The following is a 25,201-nucleotide window of genomic DNA, read 5'->3' on the forward strand; positions in this document are numbered from 1 at the left end:
ATTGTTTATCCCAAATTTATTTGAAAGCTTCTCTAAGCTATATCCTTGTTTTCTAAGTTCATAGATCTGAACTTTATCATCATAAGTTAATTTCATAGTAAAAACACCCCAAAAGTTAGATTTTTTTTGTCTAACTTTTGGGGTGCAGTTCACTAACGGGTGGTTATTATTTTCTTAAATAGCCAAATCAAACTTCAGTTGTGGCTTGACTGGATCATAGTCAACTAACTCAAAGTCTTCGGCTTTGATATCAAAGAAATTAGTCCCATCAGGAACATTTAAAACCAAGCGTGGTTGGCAGTTTGACGGCTCACGACGGAGCAATTCCTGAGCTTGTTCAAATTGATTATCATAGATATGGAGGTTGTTGATAAAGTAGAAGAACTTCCCAACCTTCCATCCAAAATGTTTTGCGATCATCATCTGCAAAGCCACATACTGCATGGCATTGATATGGTGGGCCACCAGCATGTCATTAGAACGTTGGGTCAAGGTCGCATCCAGATAGATCTCCCCATCAACGCGACGGACATCAAACATGGTCTGAAAGGCGCATGGAAGGAGGCCGTCCGTCTCCTCAAAAGCTTGATAATCCCATAGAGAGATGATATTGCGACGATTCCAAGGGTTAGCTTCCAACTGCTTGAGAATCTTATTGATGATATCGTGTTTCTTAACAACTGCCCCATAGCGCTCACCGATGGTTCCTGTATCCCCCACTTCCCAGTCATTCCAGTAGTGGACATTGTACTTGCTATTTAGCACTTCTAGACTATTAGACTGATCTTGGTAGATCCAGAGTACTTCTTTGATGGCGGATTTGATTGCAATGGGACGCAAGGTTGTGATGGGAAATTCCCCCTTAGATAAATCATACTCCGCAAAGGCACCCGTTATGTACTTGGAATTGGCAACAGTTCCATCCTTGTACTTGGGACGTGCCTGCTCAGAAAAGACACCGTCTTTGAGGATTCGTTCAATATTCTCTTTAAAAATCGTATCAGCTTTTGTCATTTACTCTCACCTCATTTATTGTCCTAACTAGTATAGCATAAAAAATCTTTTCTACATACTCAGATAATCGATGGCCTTTTTATATTTTTCTAATCGTTCCAAATCCTTGTCAGTGACAGAACTCAGTCTCGATAAATCCGAATTATGCTTCAAATCTGCTAATTTGACAACGCGTGCTAGAGAATTAGATTTCACATTTTCCAGATATGTTTGATAGTCTTGCCCCTTTTTCTTTGACAAAATTTGAACGGCTGTAACTACTGTTTCTGGTAAACCAGCCAGTAATAGTTCTTCAGCTGTAAAAGAACTGTCCTCAATAACATCATGTAGCAGAGCCACTGCTTTCTCTTCTTCAGAATCAACTTGGCTCGCAACAAAAATTGGATGTTCTATATAATCTATCCCTGCCTTATCAAATTGCCCCCTATGAGCTTCCGTAGCGATAGACAATGCTAGTTCAAGCATGGGTTGTTTTGATGTATTCATCTAACGGCTCCTTCCCAAAATTTAAACCTATTTCGTTTTATTCGATTTTTAAAAAAGAGCTTGATAAACACCAAGCTCTATTATCAATCTATCTTATTGCAATACAAGTGATGCTGCTCCGATAACTCCAGCGTCATTTCCTAGAGTTGCAAGAGCCAATTTTGTGGATGTGCGAACTTGTGGGAAGGTATTTTCGTCGTAGACTTTTTGAACACCTTGGAGAAGGAATTCTCCAGCTGCTGACACCCCACCACCGATAACGATAGTTGATGGGTTGAGGATTGATCCGATGTTAGCACATGCAATACCCAAGTAACGTGAGAAGTTACGGTAAACGATCAAGGCAAGGTCGTCCCCTTCTTTTGCAAGGTCAAAGACAGTTTTAGCTGTTACTTCTTCACCGTCATCAATCAAACGTTTCAAGGCTGCATCACCTTCATACTCATCCGCATAACGACGAGTCAAGTTGACAATCCCTGTTGCTGAAGCAACTGTCTCCAAACAGCCTTTTTTACCACAGGTACATGCGATTGGTTGGTCAAAGTCAACAGTGATGTGGCCAAGCTCACCTGCTGCACCAGCAACACCGTGAAGCAATTTGCCTTCTGCCACGATACCACCACCAACACCAGTACCAAGTGTCATAAAGACAACGTCCGGTTGGTTGTCACCAGCCCCCATCCAGCGCTCACCAAGAGCAGCTACGTTGGCATCATTATCGATGAAGAATGGAATCCCCAAGGCTTTTTCAATCTTTTCTTTAATCGGTTGAAGGGTTTTCCAGTTGAGGTTGTAGGCACCGATAACAGTCCCTTTTTCACGGTCAACCACACCAGGTGATCCCATTCCAATACCTCGGAAATCCGTAGCTGACAATCCAAGTAAGTCCAAACGATGTTGAATAGACTCAATCATATCATCTACAATATGGCTTCCTTCATCCAAAATATTAGTCTTGATAGACCATTTTTCTTGGATTTCTCCCTCTTGAGTTAAAATTGCAAACTTGATAGATGTTCCACCAAGGTCAATCCCAATAATCTTTTGACTCATCGTCTTCTCCTTTTTAATTGAAAATGCTTACAGATATAGTATAACAGAATCGTCTGTTTTATGCAAAGGTTTGCGTGATAAAAGTTACATATAACAATTAATAACTATTTATCACCTAGTTTTTGAATGGCATAGTTTGCTTCTTCTTTTGTAAATTGTCCAATCCAAGGAGAAGTTAGCCTCTCATAAATTTTTGTCTTTGATAAATTGGTATTCTTTCGGTATTCTCTTGCTTGAATTAAGGCATTCGCCTTATAGTCTGCTTGCAAATGATTGATAGCATATTGTGCAGTGTCACTATTAAAACCTTCAAAAACTAACATCTCATAAATTCTTTTTTTTGACAAATGAATCCTATTATAAGATTGTGCTCTCTTTAAAGCTGCTGAGTATGGATTCCCGGCTGCTGGTTTTGGTTGCCGCACACCATCGTATCCTACATAGTAACGACCACCATCTACCCATCTATCCCTTACCATTTTGCCTTTAGAATCAACATAGTAACGACCGCCATCTACCCATTCATTCTTGGCCACCTTTCCATCTGATTTATAATAATAGTATCCTACCCATTTATTGCGGGCAATGCTTCCTTCTGGTGTTAAATCTAGTTTTTGAATGGCATAGTTTGCTTCTTCTTTTGTAAATTGTCCAATCCAAGGAGAAGTTAGCCTCTCATAAATTTTTGTCTTTGATAAATTGGTATTCTTTCGGTATTCTCTTGCTTGAATTAAGGCATTCGCCTTATAGTCTGCTTGCAAATGATTGATAGCATATTGTGCAGTGTCACTATTAAAACCTTCAAAAACTAACATCTCATAAATTCTTTTTTTTGACAAATGAATCCTATTATAAGATTGTGCTCTCTTTAAAGCTGCTGAGTATGGATTCCCGGCTGCTGGTTTTGGTTGCCGCACACCATCGTATCCTACATAGTAACGACCACCATCTACCCATCTATCCCTTGCCATTTTGCCTTCAGAATCAACATAGTAACGGCCACCATCTACCCATTCATTCTTGGCCATCTTACCATCTGATTTGAGATAATATCTACCTACCCATTTATTACGAGCAGAGCTTCCTTCTGCTGTTAGATAATAATAATATGAACCATAGTTTTTATCATAAATCCAGTCACTTTTAACCTTTTTTCCATCAGAATCAACATAATAACGACCACCATCTACCCATTCATTTTTAGCTCTCTTTCCATCTGATTTGAGGTAGTAATTTCCTACCCAGCCAGACTGAACTTTAGATTGTGATTTATCCTTTTTAGGAGTTGTTTCTTTAGCTTTTTTAGTCGGTTTTGGTGCCGGCTTCAGCGCGGGTTTTGGTGCTGGTGTTTTCGGTTTCTCAGCGGGTTTCGGTGCTGGTTTCGGTGCTGGTGTTTTCGGTTTCTCAGCAGGTTTTTGAGCTGGCGTTTTCGGTTTCTCAGCTGGTTTTGGTGCTGGCTTTGGTGCCGGCTTCGGCGCGGGTTTTAGTGCCGGCTTCGGCGCGGGTTTTGGTGCTGGCTTCGGCGCGGGTTTTGGTGCCGGCTTCGGTGCGGGTTTTGGTGCGGGTTTTGGTGCCGGTTTCGGCGCGGGTTTTGGTGCTGGTGTTTTTGGTTTCTCAGCAGGATTTTGCGCTGGTGTTTTTGATTTCTCAGCTTGATTTGACGCCGAAGTTGTATTCTCTTTTACAACCTTACCGTTTTTAGAAACATCCTTTTCTTGAGCAGAAACATGCTGAGCCGAAAAAGGAAAGGCTCCAGTTGTATCAGTAAGTGAAATGAGTCCCAGTGTTGCAGTTGCTAAGCTGGTGACTAAAATTTTTTTTGATTTTTTCATAAAAATCTCCATTGTTTTTAATGATTTATACCTATAGTATACCATATGCTTTATTTTTCTTTCAAATCGAATATTAAATATTCAGAAATAAATCTAAAACTTAATTGAAAATCTATAGTTATATCACTTCCAACTCATACAAGCCTCTGACTGCATTACAGCCATAGATAGCCTCCGCCTGAGCTAGGTCTTTTAAAGTCAAGACTTTTTCCTCTACCTGTCCTCTTTCCAGCAAATACTGACGATAAATTCCTGGCAAAATTCCTAGACTAGTAGGCGGTGTGTAGAGTTTTCCAGCGATTTTCAGAACTAGATTACCGATAGATGTTTCCAAAAGCTCCCCTGCTGCATTATGGTAAATGATTTCCTGTTTACCTAGACTTAAGTGTGGTCTATGAGTTGTTTTAAAGTAGGTAAACGCCTGATTCAAATCTGCTTCTTGCAGGCAGAGTTTAGCTTTGCAGAAGGTCGGACTAAGAGGTGTTAATACTTGCCGACTGAGTTCCATCTCTCCAGATTTGCTGAGACTAATTCGCAAACGGTAGTCTTGGTGGGAATCACAAGCTTGGCACTCTTCCTCTATCTTTTGTCTCAGTTCTTCTGGATCAAAAGGATAGGCAAAATAACGACTCGCCTTTGTCAGTCTTTCCAGATGTTGATCTTCAAATAGCAAACGCTTCTGGCTGATTTTCCCAGTCGTAATCAATTGGAAACGAGCTTGTTTACGATAGAGAACAGCCGCCTTTTGATGAACCTCTCGGTATTCAGACTCCCAGGTGCTATCCCAAGTAATCCCTCCGCCAACTCCATAGATGGCTTTCCCTTGATGCAGTTGAATGGTCCGAATGGCGACATTAAAAATCCGTCGCCCATTCGGAAGCAAGAGACCAATTGTTCCACAGTAGACTCCTCTGGGTTGTTGCTCCAAATTTTTGATAATCTCCATAGTCGCAATTTTGGGAGCTCCCGTTATGGAACCGCAAGGAAAGAGAGAACGGAAAATTTCAACAAGGTCAACATCCTCTCGCAACCTACTCTTGATAGTCGACGTCATCTGCCAAACAGTCGAATACTGCTCCACTTGGCACAGACATTCTACATGCTCACTGCCCACTTCAGAAATACGGTTCATATCGTTGCGCAAGAGGTCCACAATCATCATGTTTTCAGAGCGATTTTTAGGATCTTGCTCCAACCAAGCTGCCTCTTTCAAATCTTCATCGTCAGTCAGACCACGTTTAGTTGTTCCCTTCATTGGACGAGTCGTTAATTCTCGGTCATTTTGCTCAAAAAAGAGTTCGGGGCTCATGGAAATCACTGCCATCTCATCATGTTCAACATAGGCATTGTAACCCGCCTCCTGCTCTACCACCATGCGATTGTAGATGGCAAAAGGATTGGCACTTAAGTCTTGCTTGAGTTGGACAGTGTAATTTACCTGATAGGTGTCCCCCTGACGCAAATGATGGTGAATCTGGGCAATAGCTTTTTCATAGTCCTCTGCAGATGTTTGTTCTCGCCACTTTGAAGGCAAATCTACTTCCTCATAAGTCAAAGGAATAGGGGATGTTTCCACCCTATCGTGAACGGTAAAGTAAAGCAAATACTCGCCCAGTAGAGGAAGCTTGTGAACTGCTAGTTTTTCCTCAAATGCAGGTGCAGCCTCATAACTGACATAGCCCACCACATAATAGCCTTGTTCTTGGTAGATTTCCACTTGTGCTAGCAAATCCGCCACTTCTGCTAAATCTCTCGTTTTTAACTCTTTAATCGGCTGGGTAAAGGTGTATCTCTCCCCCAAAGCCCTAAAATCAATCACTGTTTTTCTATGCATACCTTAAGTATAGCACAAAAAAGCCGACCTAGAACAGTTAAATCCAGCTTTATTTACTGATTTCTATAATGAAAAAATTCTCTAAGTTACTTTTTTCTACATTGAAGTGCTTTTAACAAGAATTTAACAAAAAACAGAGAGAGTCTTGGTTTTTATACCCTTACTCTCCCTGTCTTTTACTGTTCAGAAATTAAAAATTGATTTGAAGTTTTAATGATGCCTACCGTTTCTTTGACATCTAAATCATCCGTATACAGAAAATGATGTTTCTCACTATTCTTAGCTAAGAAGTCATTTCTTGCTTGGATTGATAAATCGCCTGTTCTCTCAATTTCTTTCCGAGAAGAATCCCTATCTTTCAAGGTTTCTTCTTCTGCTATTAGGACACAATATTTTAGCTTAATTTGTTTTTCTTTTAAGAAGGCTGCAATTTTCTTCAGTTGATCTTCAAATATGACATACTCTATCACGACAGTAATGCCACGATCCAAGAAATTATTGGTCAGACTGATGATATTATCCCAGAACAAATCCATATAAAATCCATCATCTTCCCAAGGAGCTACGAGACCACTTTTTATCATTAAGTAAATCATATCCCCCTCTATAACTGCACTTTTGTCAAAAGAATAAGCCAACTCTTTGCTGACAGTGCTCTTTCCAACACCTGGGGGACCCGAAATGATATAAACACAATTTTCCAAATTTAACCTCTATATACTTGAAATCTATCTCTAACTTATGATCATTCTCAGCCCACTTATGACTTTCTAATAGAATCTTCTGGATACTGCGCACGCGCACCTCCAATTAATTTTGGACGACTTGCGAGAGCCGTTACATGGGCATGCCCAATCTCTCGTAGTACAGGACGAATCGGTACCTGCACATGCTTGACATGCATGCCAATTGCAGTATCTCCGATATCCAATCCAGCATGAGCCTCGATAAATTCGACCTCAACTGGATCCTGCATAAACTTAAAGGCAGCTAACTGACCCGAACCCCCTGCATGAAGAGTTGGAAGGACACTGACGATTTCCAGACCAAACTGCTCTGCCACCTGACGTTCAACAACGAGAGCTCGATTGACATGTTCACAACCTTGAACAGCTAGATGAATTCCTTTATCCTCTAGGATATCTAGGATGGTCTTCACAATGATTTCCCCAATTTCTTGACTGGATTCCTTGCCAATCTGACCACCTATAACCTCACTAGAAGAAAGGCCCAATACAAAGATAGCTCCTTGCTTCAAATTGGCCTTTTCTAATGCATCTTCTACAATCTGGCTTGTTGCCCTTTGAATGTCTTTTTCCTTCATACTTGATACCTCTTTTGTCACTATCTATCATATCGTTTTTTCTACGTTTTAGCAAGATAGACAACCTAGAAAGCTTGCTCAATTACGCATAAAACTCCCAGAATTGACTGGGAGTTAGCTAGTTTCTATTCCATTTATGTATATTTCAACTGTCGTACCTTTTGAGGGAATAGAATCAATCTTCATTTGGTAATCTTCTCCAAAATGAAGTTTGAGTCGTTGGTCAACATTTTGAAGACCAACTCCCCCACGTTTGAGCTGACTTTGACTACTATCGCTAGTAGCTTGGAAACCAACACCATCATCCTCAATGCGGATGATTAGTTCTGAATCCTTTTTCTGGACGGAAACTTTAATATGTCCCTGTCCATCTTTCTCCTTGATGCCGTGATAAAGGGCATTTTCTACAAGGGGTTGTAGCACCAGTTTAGGCAAGACTAAATTATCAAAGTCAGGATCTTCAGCAATTTCATACTCCAACTTATCACCATAGCGTTGTTTCTGGATAAAGAGGTACTGGCGGACATGATTGATTTCATCAGACAGGCAAATCAAGTCCTTGCCTTGATTGAGCGCCAAGCGGAAGTAGGTAGCCAAGGACTTGGTCACCTGAACCACTCGCTGACTATCCTGAAACTCAGCCATCCAGATGATAGTGTCCAAAGTATTATAGAGGAAATGGGGGTTAATCTGGCTCGACAAGGCTTGAAGTTCATACTGACGGGTCGCTTCTTCCTGCCTGCGCACATCTGCCATCAACTGGTCAATCTGATCCAACATGGCATTAAACTGCCGAGTCACTTCTCTCAGTTCATAGGCACCAGCTTCTTTGGCACGAAGATTTTGTGTACCAGAAGCAATTTCCAACATGGTTTCTCTCAGATCCTTCAAGGGGGCAATCCAGCGTTTGAGACTGAACCACACCAAGCAGAGACAGGCAAGAAGAGATAAGGCACTAGCACCAAGCAAGGTCCACATGAGTTGACTCCGAACCTGGTCTAACTTCTCCAGTGAAGACACGCCTATAACTGTCCAATCAGTTCCTGCAATCTTTTCCTGACTCACATAGGATTGGTGATCCAGCGTATAGCCCTGCCCCGTCTCAATGTAGGGTTTCATGGCCTCCATTTCACTCGCTGAGCTATAGACAGTACGTTTAGGATGGTAGACAAATTCATGGTTTTCATTGATGATAAAGGCAAAGCCCTGCTGGCCCAACTGGAGCTGGTTGAGATAGGCTTCCAGAGTTTCGTAGGAAATGTCCAAACGAAGCACGCCCAAATTAGCTCCCTTTGCATCAACAAGTTCCTGAGTGACAGAAATAACCCACTGACTATCCGATTTACGAGCTGGGGTTAAAACTGGCTTAGCCCCCTGATGAATGGCCTTTTGGTACCAATCCTCAGCCATCATATCAGAGGAGGTTTTCATTTGCACACTGTCATCAGTGGAAATGACCTGACCAGACTTGGTTACCAACACCACCGTTTTCAAGTCTTGGTCTGCCTTTAAGATAGTCAAAAACAGATCTCGGATTCCCTTGACTTGGTCTTGATTAGGATTCTCAGCATAGGCTAACAAATCCTTCTGCTGGGTCAAACTGGTCGAGGTGGTTTCTAATTTTTTGATATAAGACTGGATAAAGTGGCTAGCCTGACTGATAGTCGTTTGGCTATTGCTTTCAATGGTAGTTTCAATGGCTGATGAACTAGATTGATAGTAGAAAGTCCCAACCAGAGCTAGGAGAATGAGAAAGACCAGAAAGATAGAAATAACCATTCTAACTAAAAGAGAAGAACGCTTCATCGGCCTTCTCCCTTCTTAAACTGACGAGGTGTCACACCTGCAATCTGTTTAAAACGTTGGGTAAAATAGTTCATATCTTCAAAACCAACCTTTTCGGCTATCTGGTAAATCTTTAAATCTGTGGTCAGAAGCAAGAGCTTGGCTTGTTTGACACGCTCTCTCACCAGATAATCCTGAAAAGGCAGCCCCAACTCTTTCTTAATCAAGGAACTCAAATAGGTCGGGCTAAAACCCAAGTCACTGGCCAAGCTCTTTAAACTAAACTGGCTGTCAGCCAGATGGGACTGGATTTTCTGAGCAATATTTCCCTCAAACTTATCGGTTAATAAATCTTGTAACTGCTCTTCTTTTTCTTCCTTGTCTAGTTTTTGCTTAATTTTCCCTAACATTTCCTCAATATCCTGACGAGAAAAGGGCTTGAGCAAGTAGTCATCTACACCGAGTTTGACGGCAGACAAGGCATAATCAAAATCATCGTAACCTGTCAAAAAAACTAGGTGAACCTGAGGATAGGTTTCTCGGACCAGACTGGCCAACTGGATGCCATTTAGCTGAGGCATATTGATATCAGTTAAAATGATATCTGGCACCTGTTTTTGAATCAAGTCCCAAGCCTGTCTTCCATTTTCAGCCTGACCGATGATTTCCATATCGTAGGCTGCTACATTGACCAGCTTGGTCAAACCTTGTCTTACCAGATATTCATCTTCTACGATTAAGATTGTGTAGGTCATGCTCTGCTCCTTTACCACTTACTAGTATCAGTATAGCAAAATTCTCCACTAACTGCTTAGGAAAGCTCTCTTATACTCAATGAAAATCAAATAGCAAACTAGGAAGCTAACCGCAGGTTGCGCAAAGTTCAGCTTTGAGGTTGTAGATGAAACTGACGAAGTCAGTAACTATACGTATGGGGACGGTAAGGCGACGCTGAAGTAGTTTGAAGAGTCTTAATCAACATAATCTAGTAAATAGGCATAGCCTTTTTCTGCCATTTGGTCTTTTGGAATAAATCGGATAGAGAGACTATTGATACAGTAGCGCAAGCCCCCCTTGTCCTGTGGTCCATCCGTAAAGACATGGCCAAGGTGAGAATCTCCAACTCGGCTCCGCACTTCCATGCGTGTCATATTGTAGGACTTATCTTCCTTGTAGGTAGCAACATCTGGGCTGATGGGTTGGGTGAAACTAGGCCAACCACAACCAGACTCAAACTTGTCCTTTGATGAAAAGAGAGGTTCGCCAGTGGCCACATCCACATAGATACCGGATTCAAATTTATCCCAGTAGCGGTTTGAAAAAGCTCGTTCTGTTTGATTTTTCTGGGTAACTGCATACTCCTCAGGTGACAAGTTCTTTTTCAATTCCTCATCACTTGGTTTAGGATATTTGCTGGCATCAATAACGGGATAGGCAGCTTGATTGACATTGATATGACAGTAGCCATTTGGATTTTTCTTGAGGTAGTCTTGATGATAATCCTCAGCCACCACAAAATTCTTCAAGTTTTCCTTTTCAACTGCCAGAGGTTGGTCGTATTTCTTAGCCACCTCATCAAAGACTTGGTTAATCACCTCTAAATCCTTTTCATCTGTGTAATAAACGCCAGTACGATACTGGGTCCCCACATCATTTCCTTGTTTATTTTTGCTGGTTGGATTAATGATGCGGAAGTAATGAAGCAGGATTTCTTTGAGGGAAATTTGATTAGCATCATAGGTGACATGGACGGTTTCCGCATGACCTGTTTGGTTAATCAATTCGTACTTGGTTGTTTCCCCTCTACCATTTGCATAGCCTGAAACGGCATCTGTCACTCCAGGCACGCGTGAGAAGTATTCCTCCACTCCCCAGAAACAACCTTCAGCTAGATAAATTTCGTGCAAGTCTGCGTCTTTACTGACTTCTGTTTTTTTCACTGTTTTTCCTCCTTGGCTAACGGATGCTTTCTCAATTTGCGAGCTATCTGTCTGCCCTGTATTTCGCATTAATAGAAAATAGAAACCGGTTATGGCTAGGAGAATGACCCCTGCCAAGACAAAAAATTTTACTTTATCATTCATAGCCTTTCTCTACCCCATTTCTTTCAATTCTTTTAAAATCATATCCTTATCCATAAAACCTGGTTGTGTTTTGACCAGCTTGCCTTCCTTGTCTATAAAGGCTTGAGTGGGGTAAGAACGGACACCATAACTTTCCAAAAGTTTGCCTGATGGATCAATTAGAACTGGAAAATTTTTATAATCTAAGCCCTTGTACCAGTTCTTAAATTCAGCTTCCGCTTGTTCTCCCTTGTGGCCAGGAGATACCACTGTCAAGACCACGTAGTCATCACCAGCTTCTTTAGCGATTTCGTCCGTATCTGGAAGGCTAGCCAGACAGATGGAACACCAAGAAGCCCAGAATTTGAGATAGACTTTCTTGCCCTTGTAATCAGATAAACGATAGGTCTTACCATCTACACCTGTTAGTTCAAAATCAGCGACTTCCTGACCTTTAGTCGCAGTTTGTGAACTAACTTGTTCTGTTTTGGATTGCTCCTTCATAGTAGACTCGTCTGACATGTTTTTAGCCGAACAGGCTGCCAAGCAACAAATTGAGCCTACTCCAAGGAGACATGTTTGCCATTTTTTCATTTCTTTTTCCTCTCTATTCAAATAATGTAGTCAAAATGGAAGCATTTCCCAAAAGCACCAAGATTCCCATCACGATAATGAGGAAACCACCCACTTTTTTGAGGATTCCGAGATAAGGATGGAGTTTTCGGAAATGTTTCAAAACATAGCTGGAGGCAAGAGCTAGAACTAAAAATGGTAGCGCCAAACCCAGCGTGTAAACCAACATGAGACCAGCTCCCTGCCAAGCACCTGAACCACCTGAAGCCGCCAAAGCCAAAACAGAGCCCAGAACCGGCCCCACACATGGCGTCCAAGCAAAACTAAAGGTTAACCCCAGTAAAAATGCCTGACTATAGCCGCTACCCTTTTGCCCTTGTCTCTTTAATTGTAGCCTTCTTTCCTTGTAGAGTCCCTGCAAATGTAAGACTTCCATCTGGTGCAAGCCCAAGAGAATGATAATCGCACCCGTCACATACTGAAACCAAGAAGCATACAGCAAATTGCCTAAAAAACCAGCTCCATAACCCAGTAAGATAAAAACAAAGGAAATCCCCGCTATAAAGGCCAGAGTTCGCAATAAACTTACAACTGAGATTGACAATTTTCCGCTAGAAGCCTGAGCATCATTCTTATCATCCAATAAGACTCCTGCATAGACTGGCAACAAGGGTAAAATACAAGGAGAAAAGAAGGAAAGAATTCCAGCAAGAAAAACACTAATAAAAAAGATTACATTGTCCATTGCCTTCCTCCATTCTTTGATTTGATAGGTCTATTATATCCCCAAAACTCCAGAAAAAACAGGGACAATGATAGGGAAAAATAGGAATTTAATCAGTTTATTTAGAAATCTGGCACAAAAAAAGCTAGACAAGGTCTGACTTTGATAAAAACAGAAAAGAGAATCACCTGTCTTCCCTGCTTATCTGGTAATAAATAAGGTCCGCAACGTAGTCTTTTCTCTCCACACCATTGGCAATGGTTTTTAGATAAGACATTCCCGCTTTTTCCATCACACGGCCTGAAGCTGGGTTGAGACTAGCGTAGCGAGCTCTGACTTTTTGAAAGCCTGCTTGAGTAAAACAGAAGTCTAGCACAGCTTTCAAGGCCTCTGTCATCGTACCTCGGCCCCAAAAGTTTTTCCCTAAAACATACCCAATTTCACAACTTAAATCTTCCTCGTGCATTTCAATGATGCTGATATCTCCTATCACATGCTCAGGGTTCTCTTTGAGACAAATAGCCCATTTGTAATAGTTGGGATTGGTATAGGATGCAACCCAATTTCGAATCGAGTTCCGAGTCACCTCGACATCAGGATGAGGATCCCAAGAGACATAGATTAGATTCTCAGCAGACGAAGCCCAATTTTGAAACATGGCTTCCGCATCACTCTCCACAAATCTTCTCAAGATTAATCGGCCTGTCTGTAACATTTGCGTACCGATTGCTTTCATAATGTTACCTCGCTTTCTAAGCTTAAGGCTCAAGCTAAAAAGGTTAAATAGAACCTTCCTCGCTTACTTATTTCTAGGCTCAGGGTAAAAACCTCCACTGGAGGTTCCTCGTTTTCCCGTTTCTAGACTCGGGCTGAAAACCTCCAGTGGAGGTTTTCACTCCCAAAAGTCATCAAATACGGTGATGGGTAGATGGCGTTTATGTTGGCCTTTGTGCCACCAGTTTTCAATGGTCGCTTGGGCTTCTGGGCTGATTGTTTTGCCTTCTAGGTAATCATCAATTTCATTGTAAGTGACTCCAAGTGCGACTTCGTCTGCAATACCTGGTTTTTCTTCTTCCAAATCTGCTGTTGGGATTTTTTCATAAAGTGCTGGGTCTGCACCAAGTTCCTTCAAAAGTTGTTTTCCTTGGCGTTTATTGAGGCGGTAAAGAGGGAGAATGTCTGCACCACCATCACCAAACTTAGTAAAGAAACCTGTGATATTTTCCGCAGCATGATCTGTTCCAATGACCGCTCCGCTATGGGCACCCGCAAGGGCATATTGGGCAATCATACGACTACGAGCTTTAATATTGCCCTTGTTAAAGTCTGAAACAGGACTTCCTGTCGCTTCAACTGCAGCTGCCATGGCATCAGCTGATTCCTTGATATTCACAACCAAGCTGACATCTGGTTGGATGAAAGCAAGAGCTTTTTGAGCATCTGCTTCATCAGCTTGCACGCCATAGGGCAGGCGGACAGCGATAAATTGGTAGCTGTCATCTCCTGTCTCTGCTCGCATTTCTTCCATAGCTAATTGCGCTAAGCGCCCTGCTAAGGTTGAGTCCTGACCTCCAGAAATCCCTAGTACAAAAGTTTTAAGGAAGGGGTGTTTTTTCAAGTATCTTTTTAAGAAGTCAATGGAACGACGGATTTCTTCCTGAGCGTCAATCACTGGCTTGACACCCAGTTGCTGGATAATGGTCTCTTGCAAACTCATTCTTCTTCTCCTTCACCAAGGGCTTCTTTGCGCATCTTGTCAATCAAGTCCATCTTATCTTGCCAAATATCATGCGCCAAATCTACTGGATAGTGCTGTGGATTGAGTACCCGTTTATACTCATCCCAAAGCTTGTCAAATTCTTTGCGAGCATAGGACTGAATCTCAGTCAAATTAGGCAAATCGTAAACCAATTTTCCTTCTTTAAAGATATCCACTAAGAGAGGAACGGCATCAAAATTACGAACGGTCTTCTTGATGTATGTATAAGTCGGATGGAACATCTTGATTTCAGTCATGCCGCTCACATCAACACCATCATAGGTGATGTAGTCACCTTCTGACTTGCCTTTTTCACGACTGGTAATGCGCCATACCTGCTTCTTACCTGGCGTTGACACTTTTTCAGCATTATTAGATAGTTTGATGGTATTGCGCATACGACCATTCTCATCTTCGATGGCTACGATCTTATAAACTGCGCCAAGAGCAGGCTGGTCATAGGCTGTAATCAGCTTGGTTCCCACACCCCAGACATCAATCTTGGCCTTTTGCATCTTGAGGTTGAGAATAGTATTTTCATCCAAATCATTAGAAGCATAGATCTTGGCCTCTGTAAAGCCAGCCTCGTCCAGTTGCTGACGGACTTTCTTGGAAATGTAGGCAATGTCCCCAGAGTCGATCCGCACACCCATAAAGTTAATCTGATCACCCAGCTCACGCGCCACCTGAATGGCAGCTGGCACACCGATTCGCAATGTGTCATAAGTATCTACTAGAAAGACACAGTCACGATGGGTCGCCGCATAAGCCTTGAACGCTTCATAGTCGTTTCCATAAACCTGTACCAAGGCATGAGCGTGGGTTCCTAGGACTGGAATACCAAAGAGCTTCCCTGCTCGCACATTGCTAGTCCCGTTGGCTCCACCAATCACAGCTGCGCGTGTTCCCCAGATAGCTGCATCCATTTCTTGCGCACGACGTGTTCCGAATTCCATCAAAGGCTCATCTTCAATGACTGAACGAATACGTGCTGCCTTTGTCGCTATCAAGGTTTGAAAGTTAACGATGTTTAAAAGAGCCGTTTCGACCAATTGACATTGGGCTAGAGGGCCTTCCACCTGCACAATCGGCTCATTAGCAAAAACCAAGTCCCCTTCCTGGGCAGAACGAACCGTCAACTCCAACTTGAGATTGCGGAGGTAGTCTAAGAATGCCCCATGATAGCCAAGCGACTCCAAGTAGTCAATATCACTATCTGAAAAGCGTAAGTCTTTAAGATAATGTACAATTCTTTCCAAACCAGCAAAAACCGCATAACCGTTGTTAAACGGTTGCTGGCGGAAGAAAACCTCAAAAACCGCCTTCTTATTGTGAATTCCTTGGTCAAAGTAAACTTGCATCATATTAATCTGGTACAAGTCCGTGTGCAATGTCAAACTATCATCTGGATACATCTGTTTTCCTTCTTCCTTCTTTATAAAGGTATGAACGTATTCTACCACTTTCACACCATCCGATAAATCAGTACTATTATAACACATTTTACCGAGATTGATAAAAAGCTAACAAGCTATTCTCCATTCTCCAGTTCATCCATATCTTGCTCAAACTTTTTTTGACCCCATTCGCCATAACTTTTAAGGCCGAGATTACCGATAAAAACCCAAGGAAGGTAAATCAGATAAGTAAGCACCCAAGCAGATAAGTATTTAACGTTCAAAGGACTGTGCTGATAAATTTCTATGTTGAATTGATAATTCTGCAACATCAAAAGAGTGGTAATAGCGAGAGTTACCAGCAAACACCCTACAATCGTAAAATGAAAACGACTATAGTAGGTCACTCCAAGTTGTCGTGCACGATTGAAAAAGAAGAAAATTCCTAAAAGAAGGGTAACCAGAAGAATATTAGGATTAAAAAGAGCAGGTGCTAATACAGCCACCAAATAGCTTAGCAGAATGAGCCCGATAAACATATAAAAAGACTCTGTTCCCGCTTTATTCATCAGTTGTTCTTCTCTTTCGTCTAATAATTGATAATAAAAAAATCTATTCTTCATCTTCTTCCTCCCAAACTTGCTGATTTCTGCGATTCAAGTATAGGATAACTCTATCCATAGAATAACTCCCAACGAGATAGATGATAACTGCTAGAACCACTTTTAGGGAGTACTTCCAAGTCAATAGACTGACCAGTTCCTCGCGATTGCCTACGATATCAATCAATAAAACCACTATAGAAAATCCCAAAGCAGATAAAATTCTTTCTTTTCCAGTATTCTCAACAATATCTCGAATATCAATTCCTACATACATGCGGCGAATAATGGCATACAAACCTACTCCAATCAATAAAAGTAATTCTGGTGAATAGGATAGAAGCGTTAAATTAAAAATATAAACTTTGGCAAAAATTTCCAGTGCCAAAAATAGGCACATTCCCAAAAGAATTTCTCCTGAAATCTTTCCATCCAATTTTTCCGTACGTTCATCTTTGATCACAAGTTTTTTTCTATTTTTCATCTTCTTCCTCCCAAAATAGTTGGTCTAATGTTTTTCCTAAGCATCTGCAAATGGACTGGCAGAGGGAGAGACTAGGATTGTATTTCCCAGCTTCAATCAAGCCTATAGTCTGCCTAGTAACACCCACAGCTTCTGCCAAATCCCCTTGTGTTAAATCACACTCCACCCGAGCTAATTTTAATTTTAAATTTTTAGCCACTAGCGTCCTCCTTCACATTTTTAAAAAGTTGCGCTTCTTTTAAAAACATTATACCATATATCTAACTTAATGCAATATATAAATGTCATTTTGTAAGATTTTATTAACAAAAAAACTCTCTACTACAAAAAATAGAGAGCGTTGCCTTTAAATATAGGATTTCAAAATATCAACGACATCACTTCTTTTCTTGACCTGATGGGCCTTGATGCCCAATTTCTGAGCTGCGTTTGTATTGTCCTCAATATCGTCTAGAAAGACACAATTTGTAGGATCTAGCTGGTATTTATCGAGAATCTCCTTAGACATTACCAAATCAGGCTTTATAGCTTTTATATCACAGGATAAGACAAAGCCATCTAAAAGTTCTTTTAAGGGAGATAGTTGCTCTTCCAGCAAGTCATAAAATACCTTTGAGGTATTGGACAAGACAAAGATGCGATGCCCCTTTTTCTTTAGTTCTGACAAGACAGGAAAGACTTCCGTATAAATGTCAATGTAGCTAGGCCAGTTCCAGATAACTTCTTCGACCTTCTTTTGATAGGTCCTGCCAATCATTGACACAACTTTAAGCACCAACTCTTCTCTCGTCATGGTTCCAAGATCTAATCTTTCCCAAAGCCCCGACTGAAAAATGGCCTTATCTAAAATCAAATATTCTTCCTTCGTATCCGAAACACCTTGCAAAATCTTATCTTTGTTCCATTCTAATAAAACGTTACCCATATCTAGTATGATATCCATTAGCCCACCTCCATAGTGATGTGAAGATTTCCTCTTTGCTTTATACTTTCATATTCAGCTTACAAATCCTTTTGGTAATAGTATCTTTGTCCTGTATAGGGATAGTCTTGCAAGGTAAAGATTTCCTTGTAGCCATGCCTTTTATAAAAATCTGGCGCCTGAAACTGGTAAGTATTGACAAAAGCAAAACGACAGTTTCGATTCTTAGCTTCACTTTCCGCCTGTTGCAATAGTTTTGAACCGATTCCCTGTTCTCGCAATTCCTCTTTCACAAATAAATACTCGATTTCCAACCAATTTCCGAAAGTCTCTGCTACTAAGCCTGCCAAGAGATTACCCTTTTCGTCTTCGACATAAAGATTCAGTGGCTCGCTTTCAGCCTCTTCTCTTTGGGAACGATTATAAGAACGAATCAGATTTCCTATTTCTTGCGCTTTATGCGATTCCTTATTTTCCAATCTAAAGTGCATCCAAACCTCCTTCGAACTGTTACAGCTTGATTATAATCTTATTTCAATAGACTGTCAAACTAGAAAAAAACTCACCAAGCAGAGTTGATGAGTTCATGAGTTATTTTCTAAATTTCCACTGGCTATAAATTCCGAAACCGATAATCCAGATAGCTGAACCAATTGCTCCCATAAAAGTAGATTCTTGTAAAAAGAGGGTTACAAAGACAAAGATAAAGAAGAGCATGGTTAAAGGATTTAGAAAACGGTAATGGGGCATGAGGTAGCCATCCGCCATGAAGTCTTGTGACTTGCGGTATTTGAGATGAGCCACCATGATCAAGATATAAATCGCGATGTAAACACCTGATGAAGACGCCGTAATCAAAGCAAAGGCATCGGAAACACCTGGCAAAACATTGATAAAGGCAGCCAGAGCAATCAAGATTGCTGAAGCAATAATAGCATTTTGTGGAACATTATGGCGAGAGAGAGTATCTGCCTTGATCGCTTTTAGGAAGCGATTGGGTGAATCATGAGCAATCTGGTAGAGGTGTCGCCCTGTTGAATAGAGGGTTGAATTAAGAGCAGATGCTGCCGACGTCAAAACAACGAAGTTAATCAGAGCTGCCGCCCACTTAATACCTGCCAGCTCAAAAACCGTTACAAATGGTGAATCTGAAGATGCAAGTTCTCTCCAGGGAATAATAGACATAATGGCTAATAGAGCACCGCCATAGAAGAAGACAATTCGGAGAGGAATTTCTTTAACTGCTTTTGGCAAAACCTGACGAGGATTCTTCGTTTCAGAGGTTGTCACTCCGATAAATTCAATCATCAGATAGGCAAAAAATACCATTTGAAAGGCCATGACAAAGTTCATGACTCCATTTGGGAAAAGAGAGAATTGATTGCTGATATTTGCCAGACTTGCAGCACCATATGGTGTTTCAAATCCTGTCAAGACCATAAAGACCCCTGTTGCAATCATAGCTAAAATAGCCACAATCTTAACCATAGCAAACCAAAACTCGACTTCTCCAAAGAGCTTAACCGCAATCAGATTGACCAAGGCCAAAATCGTTAAAAAAACAATCTGAATCAACCAACTAGGCCAAGAAGGAAACCAAAACTGAACATAATGCGAAATCGCGGTGATTTCTGCCATACCGATAAAGACAACAGACAACCAATAAGACCAAACCGAGAAATACCCCCAGCCTTTCCCCAAATGACGGGTGATAAAGTTGATAAAAGTATGTTGTTCTGGATCCTGATATAGCATCTCCCCAACAGCCCTCATCATCAAAAACATAAAGGCTCCTGTAATCATGTAAATCAGGATGATAGAAGGTCCAGTAAGGCTAATAGAACGACCAGCACCTAGGAAAAGTCCTGTTCCGATTGTCCCCGCAATGGCCATCACCTGAACATGGCGATTGGTTAAACCACGCTCCATTTTATTTTTTTTCTTATTTGAACTCATATAGTCTCCTATTTATTCAAAAAATCAAAAAGGAGTTGAGCAAGTCAAGACCTCCACTACTCCATTTTCATTCTATTTAGGCTGTTTTTTCAACCTTTAAAATTTTGACATCGTAACTACCAACAGGTGTCTCAATCGTAACAATATCGCCTGTTTTTTTGCCGATCAAAGCTTGTCCAATCGGACTTTCATTTGATACCTTCCCAGCGAAAGCATCCGCACCTGCAGAACCGACGATGATGTAGACTTCCTCTTCCTCTTCACCGATTTCTTGGATGGTTACGGTCTTACCGATAGCTACCTCATCTTGGGCAACTGCATCGCTATTAACAATTTCAGCATAGCGAATTTTTGTTTCCAGACTTGAAATTTGTCCTTCAACAAAAGCTTGTTCATCCTTAGCTGCTTCGTACTCACTATTTTCTGAAAGATCCCCGTACGAACGAGCAATTTTGATACGCTCTACGACTTCAGGACGACGAACGAGTTTCAATTCTTCTAATTCTTTTTCTAACTTTTTCTTTTCTTCAAGGGTCATTGGGTAAGTTTTTTCTGCCATTTTTTCAACTTTCTTTTCTATTACTTTTTTAAAACAAAATTATGTGGAAAACCACATAATTTTAGTTTGAACTACTTGATTGTGTTAATTTACTATTGATATGTTCTGCGACGTTTTGGTCATGCTCTTCTTTTGTCGTTGCAAAGTACACTTTACCGTCTTCAACATTTGCTACAAAGTATAAGTACTCACTCTTTGTCTGATTTACACTTGCTTCAATCGCATCGAGGCTTGGACTATCAACTGGTCCGGGCATGAGTCCAAGATGTGTATAAACATTATAAGGTGAATCAATCGTAGTATCAATTGCAGTATCATCAGCCAAGCTAATCTTTTGGCCAAGTTTTCCTTCAGCATACAAGATAGCAATGTTGCTTTGAAGTGGCATACCAAGATTCAAGCGGTTATAGAAGACTCCCGCAATCAATTTACGATCTTCGGTCTTAGCACCTTCTTTTTCGACAAGAGAAGCAATACTGAGCAATTCATTAACTGTCAGATTCTTTTCTTTTATCGTAGTGTAGTACGGTGACATGGCCTTGTCCATAGCTGCTAACATATCATCAATCAAGCTTTCAACCGTAGTGCTGTCTTTGATAGTGTAGGTTGCTGGGAAAAGGTAACCTTCAAGGCGATAACGAACGCCACTGTCTTTTGTTGGAAGACTTCCAAGAAGGTTTGGATACTTGGCTACTAGTTGGGAGATGAAGGTTTCATCTTGAGCTTTTGCCAGAAAAGCATCCGCTGTAAGAGGTTCTTTAAAATCACCTTGGAGTTGACCTACTGTCTGAGCAATTTGCTCTAAGGTGTAACCTTCCGGAATCGTTAAGTTCGCAAGCACTGGTTCTTGAGGTTCAGGAGTTCCACCTTTTTGCAATTCTTGAATCAAGTCATCCGTACTCATGCTTTTCTTCAAATTGTAATAACCTGACTTCAAGTCTGAACCCTTATACTTAGCATAAATACTAAAGATAAGTCCATGTTTGACCAAACCAGATTTTTCCAAAGTGCTCCCAATTTGTTGCACATTTGATCCTTCGGGAATTTGAACTGTCATATACTCCTTAGAGCTTGCATCAACAGGTTTCAAAGAGTCTTGAACATAACCGTACCCAAAGTATCCACCAGCAGCCACAAGCACCACTAGGACTAAAAAGGTTACTAGGAAACCTTTGGCCTTTGATTTTTTCTTTTTCTTAGTTGGTTTTTTACCTTTACGGCGACGGTCACGACGTGATTCCTCCGTTAATCTGTCTGAGGATCCAGTTGAAGCTAGCGCTTCAGCTTTATTCTCAGAAGAAGGAATTGATGTATTGGCCTCTTCTGTCTTATAAGTCACATCTATCTTGGTCGGAGTGTCGTTAAATTCTTTTTCTTCAGGTTCAAGTTCAACTGGTTCCACCTTAGGTTGAACGGACTCCACTACAGATTCTTCAGCTGGATGAATCGGTTCTACTAGAGGTTCTTCAGATTCTACAACTTCTATCTTGTCAATGACAGGCTGTCTAATCTCTTTATCCTCTTTTTCATCCGTTTTATCAGCTTCAGCACTCGAAAGTGGAGGAACACTCGGCGCATTCTTTAGAATTTTATCGACAACAGATAGGGAATCAGCCATCAACTCTTCTGTTGAAGCATCCGATTCAGGATTTGCAGGAGTTACTGAACTAGCTTGAGATGATGAAGCTGTCAGATTTGGAATGTCTACTTCTTTCTCTCTTCTATCTTGTTCTTTTACTCTCTCTAAATCACGTAGAATCTGCTCTTTAAAGCTTAATTTTTCTTCTTCTCTTGATTTTTCAGTCAAAAGCATTACCTCCTTGTTGACAATCCATAATATTATATCTTAAAAGTCGCAGAAAAGCAACTAACTAGGGCATTCCCTAGCTAGTTTTCTTTATTTTCTGGCTGCCAAACCATATCATACCATGTTTCCCCAGCAAAGCTTGACTGGGATACCCCTTCATTCACAAATCCATTTTTTTCATAATAAGGGATGAGATAGTCATGACAGGTCAAATTGATACCTTCTCGTTCATGTTCTAAAGCGACTTCTTTCAGAGTCCTTAACAGTCTTTTCCCCACGCCCAAGGCTTGTGCCTCCTTAGCTATGGAGAGACAGGTCACAGAGATATAACCTCCAGGTCGATGGCTATAGTCTTTTATTTCTTCTGTAAAAGACTGATCTTGTAGATGACGATGTGGGACGACTGGACCTTCGATATACCCAAGGATACGTCCCTCCTTTTCAGCTACGAGAAAACTGGTCTGAATTTCACGTAAGTGCGCTTCAAAGACCGAACGAGGAATCGCTTCTTCAAGGGAGAAATTCTCCAGCTCTATCTCTAAAATTTGATCTAAATCCGAAAATCTTGCTTGTCTGATTTTCATACTTCCTCCTGATAAAAAGGATTGGCCCAAATCAGATTCCATCCTGAAAATCTTGCGTACGAAGCCTCTAGCAATTCTCCCGTAGCAAAGTCATTCATCTCAAAATAAGAGAGCAAGTCATCAGGACAAGTCAAGCGAAGATACTCATACCCTCCTTCCACCGCCACTTGTTTCAAGTTAGCAAGAAGAAGGGTCCCCAAGCCTTGCCCGCGATGGTCAGGATGAATAGCAAATGATTTTATTTCTATCCATGTGGGATGAAGAGACTGAGATTCTCCTAAAACATAGCCTAGGAGCTGGTTTTCATCTCTAGCTACAAGAAGGGTACCCACAATCTTACGGATACTCTCTTCTAAAAACTCGTAGTTCACTATTTCTTCTGAGGATAAACAAGATTCTTCAATTGCTACAATTTCTTCTAAATCCGATAAAGTAGCCCGTCCTATGGTGATTGGAATTTCCATTCTTTTTTCTTATTGGACGTTACTTGTCAAATTAGACAAAAGACGTTCAAATGAGTACTCATAGGTTTGGATATCTCCTGCTCCCATAAAGACATAAACTGCATTATCATGCTCAAGGAGTGGTGATACATTTTCAACTGTGATGACTTGGCTTTTCTTCTTAATTTTATCTGCTAGGTCTTCTACCTTGACGTCACCATGGTCCACCTCACGGGCTGATCCATAGATTTTCGCCAAGTAAACAGCATCTGCCTGGCTCAAAGCTTTAGCAAAATCGTCCAATAGGGCAATGGTTCTAGTAAAAGTGTGTGGTTGGAAGATTGCAACAATTTCCTTGCTTGGGTATTTCTGGCGAGCCGCATCTAAGGTCGCAATGATTTCCGTTGGATGGTGGGCGAAATCATCAATAATAATGGTGCCATTGACAACCTTTTCAGTGAAACGACGCTTGACACCAGCAAATGTTTTCAAGTGTTCACGTACCAAGTTCAAGTCAAACCCTGCTGTATAAAGTAAACCAATAACGGCTGTCGCATTCATGATATTGTGACGACCAAAGGTTGGAATGTGGAATTGACCCAACTCTTGTCCGCGGAAATGAACTGTGAAGGTCGAACCAGTTGTAGAACGTAGAAGATCGCTAGCTACAAAGTCATTTCCCTCAGCATCAAAGCCATAGTAATAGATTGGCGCATTGGCTGTGATCTTACGCAACTCAGCATCCTCACCGTAGACGAATAACCCCTTCGTGATTTGTTTGGCATAGTCATTAAAGGCGTTGAAAACATCCTCTAGACTAGTAAAGTAATCTGGATGGTCAAAGTCAATGTTGGTGATGATAGAGTATTCTGGGTGGTAAGGCATGAAATGACGCTCATATTCGTCAGATTCAAAAACAAAATACTTAGCATTTTCAGAACCTCGACCCGTTCCATCCCCAATCAAGAAGCTAGTGTCTGTGATGTGAGACAAAACGTGAGACAGCATCCCAGTCGTTGATGTCTTACCATGTGCTCCTGCAACCCCCATGCTGACAAAGTCACGCATAAAGCTGCCTAGGAATTCATGGTAACGTTTGTAGCTGATACCATTTTTGTCGGCATAGGCGATTTCAACGTTATTATCTGGACGAAAGGCATTTCCAGCAATAATTTCAAGATCCCCTTGCAGGTTCTTTTCATCAAAAGGAAGAATCGTAATCCCTGCCTGCTCTAGTCCACGTTGAGTAAAGTAGTATTTTTCAACGTCTGAACCTTGAACCTTGTGTCCCATTTGGTGCAACATTAAGGCCAAGGCACTCATCCCTGATCCCTTGATTCCAATAAAATGATATGTTTTTGACATGTTTTTCTCCCTTACTCAGTAATTCTTGTCAGATTCAACTCTTGAGCAACCTGACGTTCCTGTTCCGTTTGCTTATTCTTTTTATTATATATTTGACTCTTCTTTAGAAAATCATAGTTGTTCTTTTTAGCCTTTCCTGTTTGGGCTTTCGGAGTTGGAGTTACTACCTGGCCAGCTTCCTCAGCTAAGATATAGTGGGACTGGCTCAAGTTTTTACTAAACTTAGCAAACTCACCTGGATTTTCCTTTTGAAATGGTGCTGTTGGTTGGTTTCCTTGACGAACAAGTGTTGAACCATTGTGTCGTCTAGTATGACTAACATCCTGAGTCAAATACTTGGCCGAACGTTTCTTCTTCAAGTCCGCACGAGCCTCTTCTCTAGCCAATTCAGCATACGTTTTTTCAATTTTTTTAGGTTCTGGGCCTGGTTTTGACTCCTTGCTAGCTACCGAAGGAGTTACAGCCTGTTCCTCATTGATAGGAGACCATTCCAAATAGTTTTTATCGCGGTAATCACCCTTGATATTGCTAATAAAGTCTGACTCATCGTACAAGTCCATGACTGGCATTTTGGTCAGCATAATCTCATCATCTGACACCAATGGAAATCGATCTTGTTTCATTTTGTATTTCCT

Annotated in this window: 27 protein-coding genes and 1 pseudogene; all 28 read right to left on the reverse strand. The window is 41.1% G+C overall.

Going from position 1 to position 25,201, the window contains the following annotated elements:
- A pseudogene (locus M1F56_RS08860) lies at positions 1 to 96 on the reverse strand (transposase); the annotation flags it as partial.
- 78 nt (positions 97 to 174) lie between these two features.
- Positions 175 to 1,014, reverse strand: a complete 840-nt coding sequence (locus tag M1F56_RS08865; protein WP_247917467.1) for a thymidylate synthase — start codon at positions 1,012 to 1,014, stop codon at positions 175 to 177.
- 51 nt (positions 1,015 to 1,065) lie between these two features.
- A complete protein-coding gene (locus M1F56_RS08870; protein ID WP_247917468.1) occupies positions 1,066 to 1,500 on the reverse strand; it encodes a GTP pyrophosphokinase in 435 nt (144 codons plus the stop codon).
- A gap of 93 nt (positions 1,501 to 1,593) precedes the next feature.
- Positions 1,594 to 2,553: an ROK family glucokinase gene (locus tag M1F56_RS08875; RefSeq protein WP_000078548.1), complete on the reverse strand. Its 960-nt coding sequence runs from the start codon at positions 2,551 to 2,553 to the stop codon at positions 1,594 to 1,596.
- A 104-nt stretch (positions 2,554 to 2,657) separates the two neighbouring features.
- A complete protein-coding gene (locus tag M1F56_RS08880; RefSeq protein ID WP_247917469.1) occupies positions 2,658 to 4,385 on the reverse strand; it encodes an Ltp family lipoprotein in 1,728 nt (575 codons plus the stop codon).
- Between the two features lie 118 nt (positions 4,386 to 4,503).
- Complete coding sequence (gene pabB / locus M1F56_RS08885) at positions 4,504 to 6,219, reverse strand: aminodeoxychorismate synthase component I (protein ID WP_247917470.1); 1,716 nt, start codon at positions 6,217 to 6,219, stop codon at positions 4,504 to 4,506.
- A gap of 176 nt (positions 6,220 to 6,395) precedes the next feature.
- Positions 6,396 to 6,923 carry an AAA family ATPase gene (locus M1F56_RS08890; protein ID WP_009730367.1) on the reverse strand — a complete coding sequence of 176 codons (528 nt, stop codon included), beginning with the start codon at positions 6,921 to 6,923 and terminating at the stop codon, positions 6,396 to 6,398.
- Positions 6,924 to 6,979: 56 nt separating this feature from the next.
- Entirely contained in the window at positions 6,980 to 7,543 is a 564-nt protein-coding gene (locus M1F56_RS08895) for a TIGR01440 family protein (protein WP_247917471.1), read from the reverse strand.
- Between the two features lie 114 nt (positions 7,544 to 7,657).
- Positions 7,658 to 9,349, reverse strand: a complete 1,692-nt coding sequence (locus M1F56_RS08900) for a cache domain-containing sensor histidine kinase (RefSeq protein ID WP_247917472.1) — start codon at positions 9,347 to 9,349, stop codon at positions 7,658 to 7,660.
- A complete protein-coding gene (locus tag M1F56_RS08905) occupies positions 9,346 to 10,083 on the reverse strand; it encodes a response regulator transcription factor (protein WP_000222605.1) in 738 nt (245 codons plus the stop codon). Before M1F56_RS08905 ends, M1F56_RS08900 begins: the two co-directional genes overlap by 4 nt.
- A 216-nt stretch (positions 10,084 to 10,299) precedes the next feature.
- The gene (gene msrB, locus M1F56_RS08910; protein ID WP_247917473.1) at positions 10,300 to 11,412 is read right to left on the reverse strand and encodes a peptide-methionine (R)-S-oxide reductase MsrB; all 1,113 of its coding nucleotides are present in this window, start codon (positions 11,410 to 11,412) and stop codon (positions 10,300 to 10,302) included.
- Between the two features lie 9 nt (positions 11,413 to 11,421).
- Complete coding sequence (locus M1F56_RS08915) at positions 11,422 to 11,985, reverse strand: redoxin family protein (protein ID WP_247917474.1); 564 nt, start codon at positions 11,983 to 11,985, stop codon at positions 11,422 to 11,424.
- A 13-nt stretch (positions 11,986 to 11,998) separates the two neighbouring features.
- Positions 11,999 to 12,709: a cytochrome c biogenesis CcdA family protein gene (ccdA2, locus tag M1F56_RS08920; protein ID WP_247917475.1), complete on the reverse strand. Its 711-nt coding sequence runs from the start codon at positions 12,707 to 12,709 to the stop codon at positions 11,999 to 12,001.
- A gap of 163 nt (positions 12,710 to 12,872) precedes the next feature.
- Positions 12,873 to 13,424 carry a GNAT family N-acetyltransferase gene (locus M1F56_RS08925; protein WP_247917476.1) on the reverse strand — a complete coding sequence of 184 codons (552 nt, stop codon included), beginning with the start codon at positions 13,422 to 13,424 and terminating at the stop codon, positions 12,873 to 12,875.
- Positions 13,425 to 13,580: 156 nt separating this feature from the next.
- Positions 13,581 to 14,405, reverse strand: coding sequence for an ammonia-dependent NAD(+) synthetase (gene nadE / locus M1F56_RS08930; protein WP_247917477.1), 825 nt, complete (start codon positions 14,403 to 14,405; stop codon positions 13,581 to 13,583).
- Positions 14,402 to 15,862 carry a nicotinate phosphoribosyltransferase gene (locus tag M1F56_RS08935; protein ID WP_247917503.1) on the reverse strand — a complete coding sequence of 487 codons (1,461 nt, stop codon included), beginning with the start codon at positions 15,860 to 15,862 and terminating at the stop codon, positions 14,402 to 14,404. Before M1F56_RS08935 ends, nadE begins: the two co-directional genes overlap by 4 nt.
- 116 nt (positions 15,863 to 15,978) lie before the next feature.
- Positions 15,979 to 16,467, reverse strand: coding sequence for a DUF6773 family protein (locus M1F56_RS08940; protein ID WP_247917478.1), 489 nt, complete (start codon positions 16,465 to 16,467; stop codon positions 15,979 to 15,981).
- A complete protein-coding gene (locus tag M1F56_RS08945; RefSeq protein WP_247917479.1) occupies positions 16,457 to 16,930 on the reverse strand; it encodes a DUF6773 family protein in 474 nt (157 codons plus the stop codon). The genes M1F56_RS08940 and M1F56_RS08945 overlap by 11 nt, the downstream gene beginning before the upstream one ends.
- Entirely contained in the window at positions 16,920 to 17,129 is a 210-nt protein-coding gene (locus M1F56_RS08950) for a helix-turn-helix transcriptional regulator (protein WP_001107493.1), read from the reverse strand. Before M1F56_RS08950 ends, M1F56_RS08945 begins: the two co-directional genes overlap by 11 nt.
- Before the next feature lie 147 nt (positions 17,130 to 17,276).
- Positions 17,277 to 17,873 (reverse strand): HAD family hydrolase, encoded by a 597-nt coding sequence (locus M1F56_RS08955; protein WP_247917480.1) that lies wholly within the window; start codon positions 17,871 to 17,873, stop codon positions 17,277 to 17,279.
- Between the two features lie 59 nt (positions 17,874 to 17,932).
- Positions 17,933 to 18,343 (reverse strand): GNAT family N-acetyltransferase, encoded by a 411-nt coding sequence (locus M1F56_RS08960; protein WP_247917481.1) that lies wholly within the window; start codon positions 18,341 to 18,343, stop codon positions 17,933 to 17,935.
- Between the two features lie 100 nt (positions 18,344 to 18,443).
- Positions 18,444 to 19,808: an amino acid permease gene (locus M1F56_RS08965; RefSeq protein ID WP_057489444.1), complete on the reverse strand. Its 1,365-nt coding sequence runs from the start codon at positions 19,806 to 19,808 to the stop codon at positions 18,444 to 18,446.
- A gap of 76 nt (positions 19,809 to 19,884) precedes the next feature.
- Entirely contained in the window at positions 19,885 to 20,367 is a 483-nt protein-coding gene (greA, locus tag M1F56_RS08970; protein WP_000818770.1) for a transcription elongation factor GreA, read from the reverse strand.
- 61 nt (positions 20,368 to 20,428) lie between these two features.
- A complete protein-coding gene (gene mltG, locus M1F56_RS08975) occupies positions 20,429 to 22,180 on the reverse strand; it encodes an endolytic transglycosylase MltG (RefSeq protein ID WP_247917482.1) in 1,752 nt (583 codons plus the stop codon).
- Positions 22,181 to 22,254: 74 nt separating this feature from the next.
- Positions 22,255 to 22,758: a GNAT family N-acetyltransferase gene (locus M1F56_RS08980; protein WP_247917483.1), complete on the reverse strand. Its 504-nt coding sequence runs from the start codon at positions 22,756 to 22,758 to the stop codon at positions 22,255 to 22,257.
- Positions 22,755 to 23,222 (reverse strand): GNAT family N-acetyltransferase, encoded by a 468-nt coding sequence (locus M1F56_RS08985; RefSeq protein WP_247917484.1) that lies wholly within the window; start codon positions 23,220 to 23,222, stop codon positions 22,755 to 22,757. The genes M1F56_RS08980 and M1F56_RS08985 overlap by 4 nt, the downstream gene beginning before the upstream one ends.
- A 9-nt stretch (positions 23,223 to 23,231) precedes the next feature.
- Positions 23,232 to 24,566: a UDP-N-acetylmuramate--L-alanine ligase gene (murC, locus tag M1F56_RS08990; RefSeq protein WP_000048097.1), complete on the reverse strand. Its 1,335-nt coding sequence runs from the start codon at positions 24,564 to 24,566 to the stop codon at positions 23,232 to 23,234.
- Between the two features lie 11 nt (positions 24,567 to 24,577).
- A complete protein-coding gene (locus M1F56_RS08995; protein WP_247917485.1) occupies positions 24,578 to 25,189 on the reverse strand; it encodes a cystathionine gamma-synthase in 612 nt (203 codons plus the stop codon).
- Positions 25,190 to 25,201 lie beyond the last annotated feature (12 nt).

Source organism: Streptococcus oralis, assembly GCF_023109005.1.
Lineage (GTDB): Bacteria > Bacillota > Bacilli > Lactobacillales > Streptococcaceae > Streptococcus > Streptococcus oralis_BU.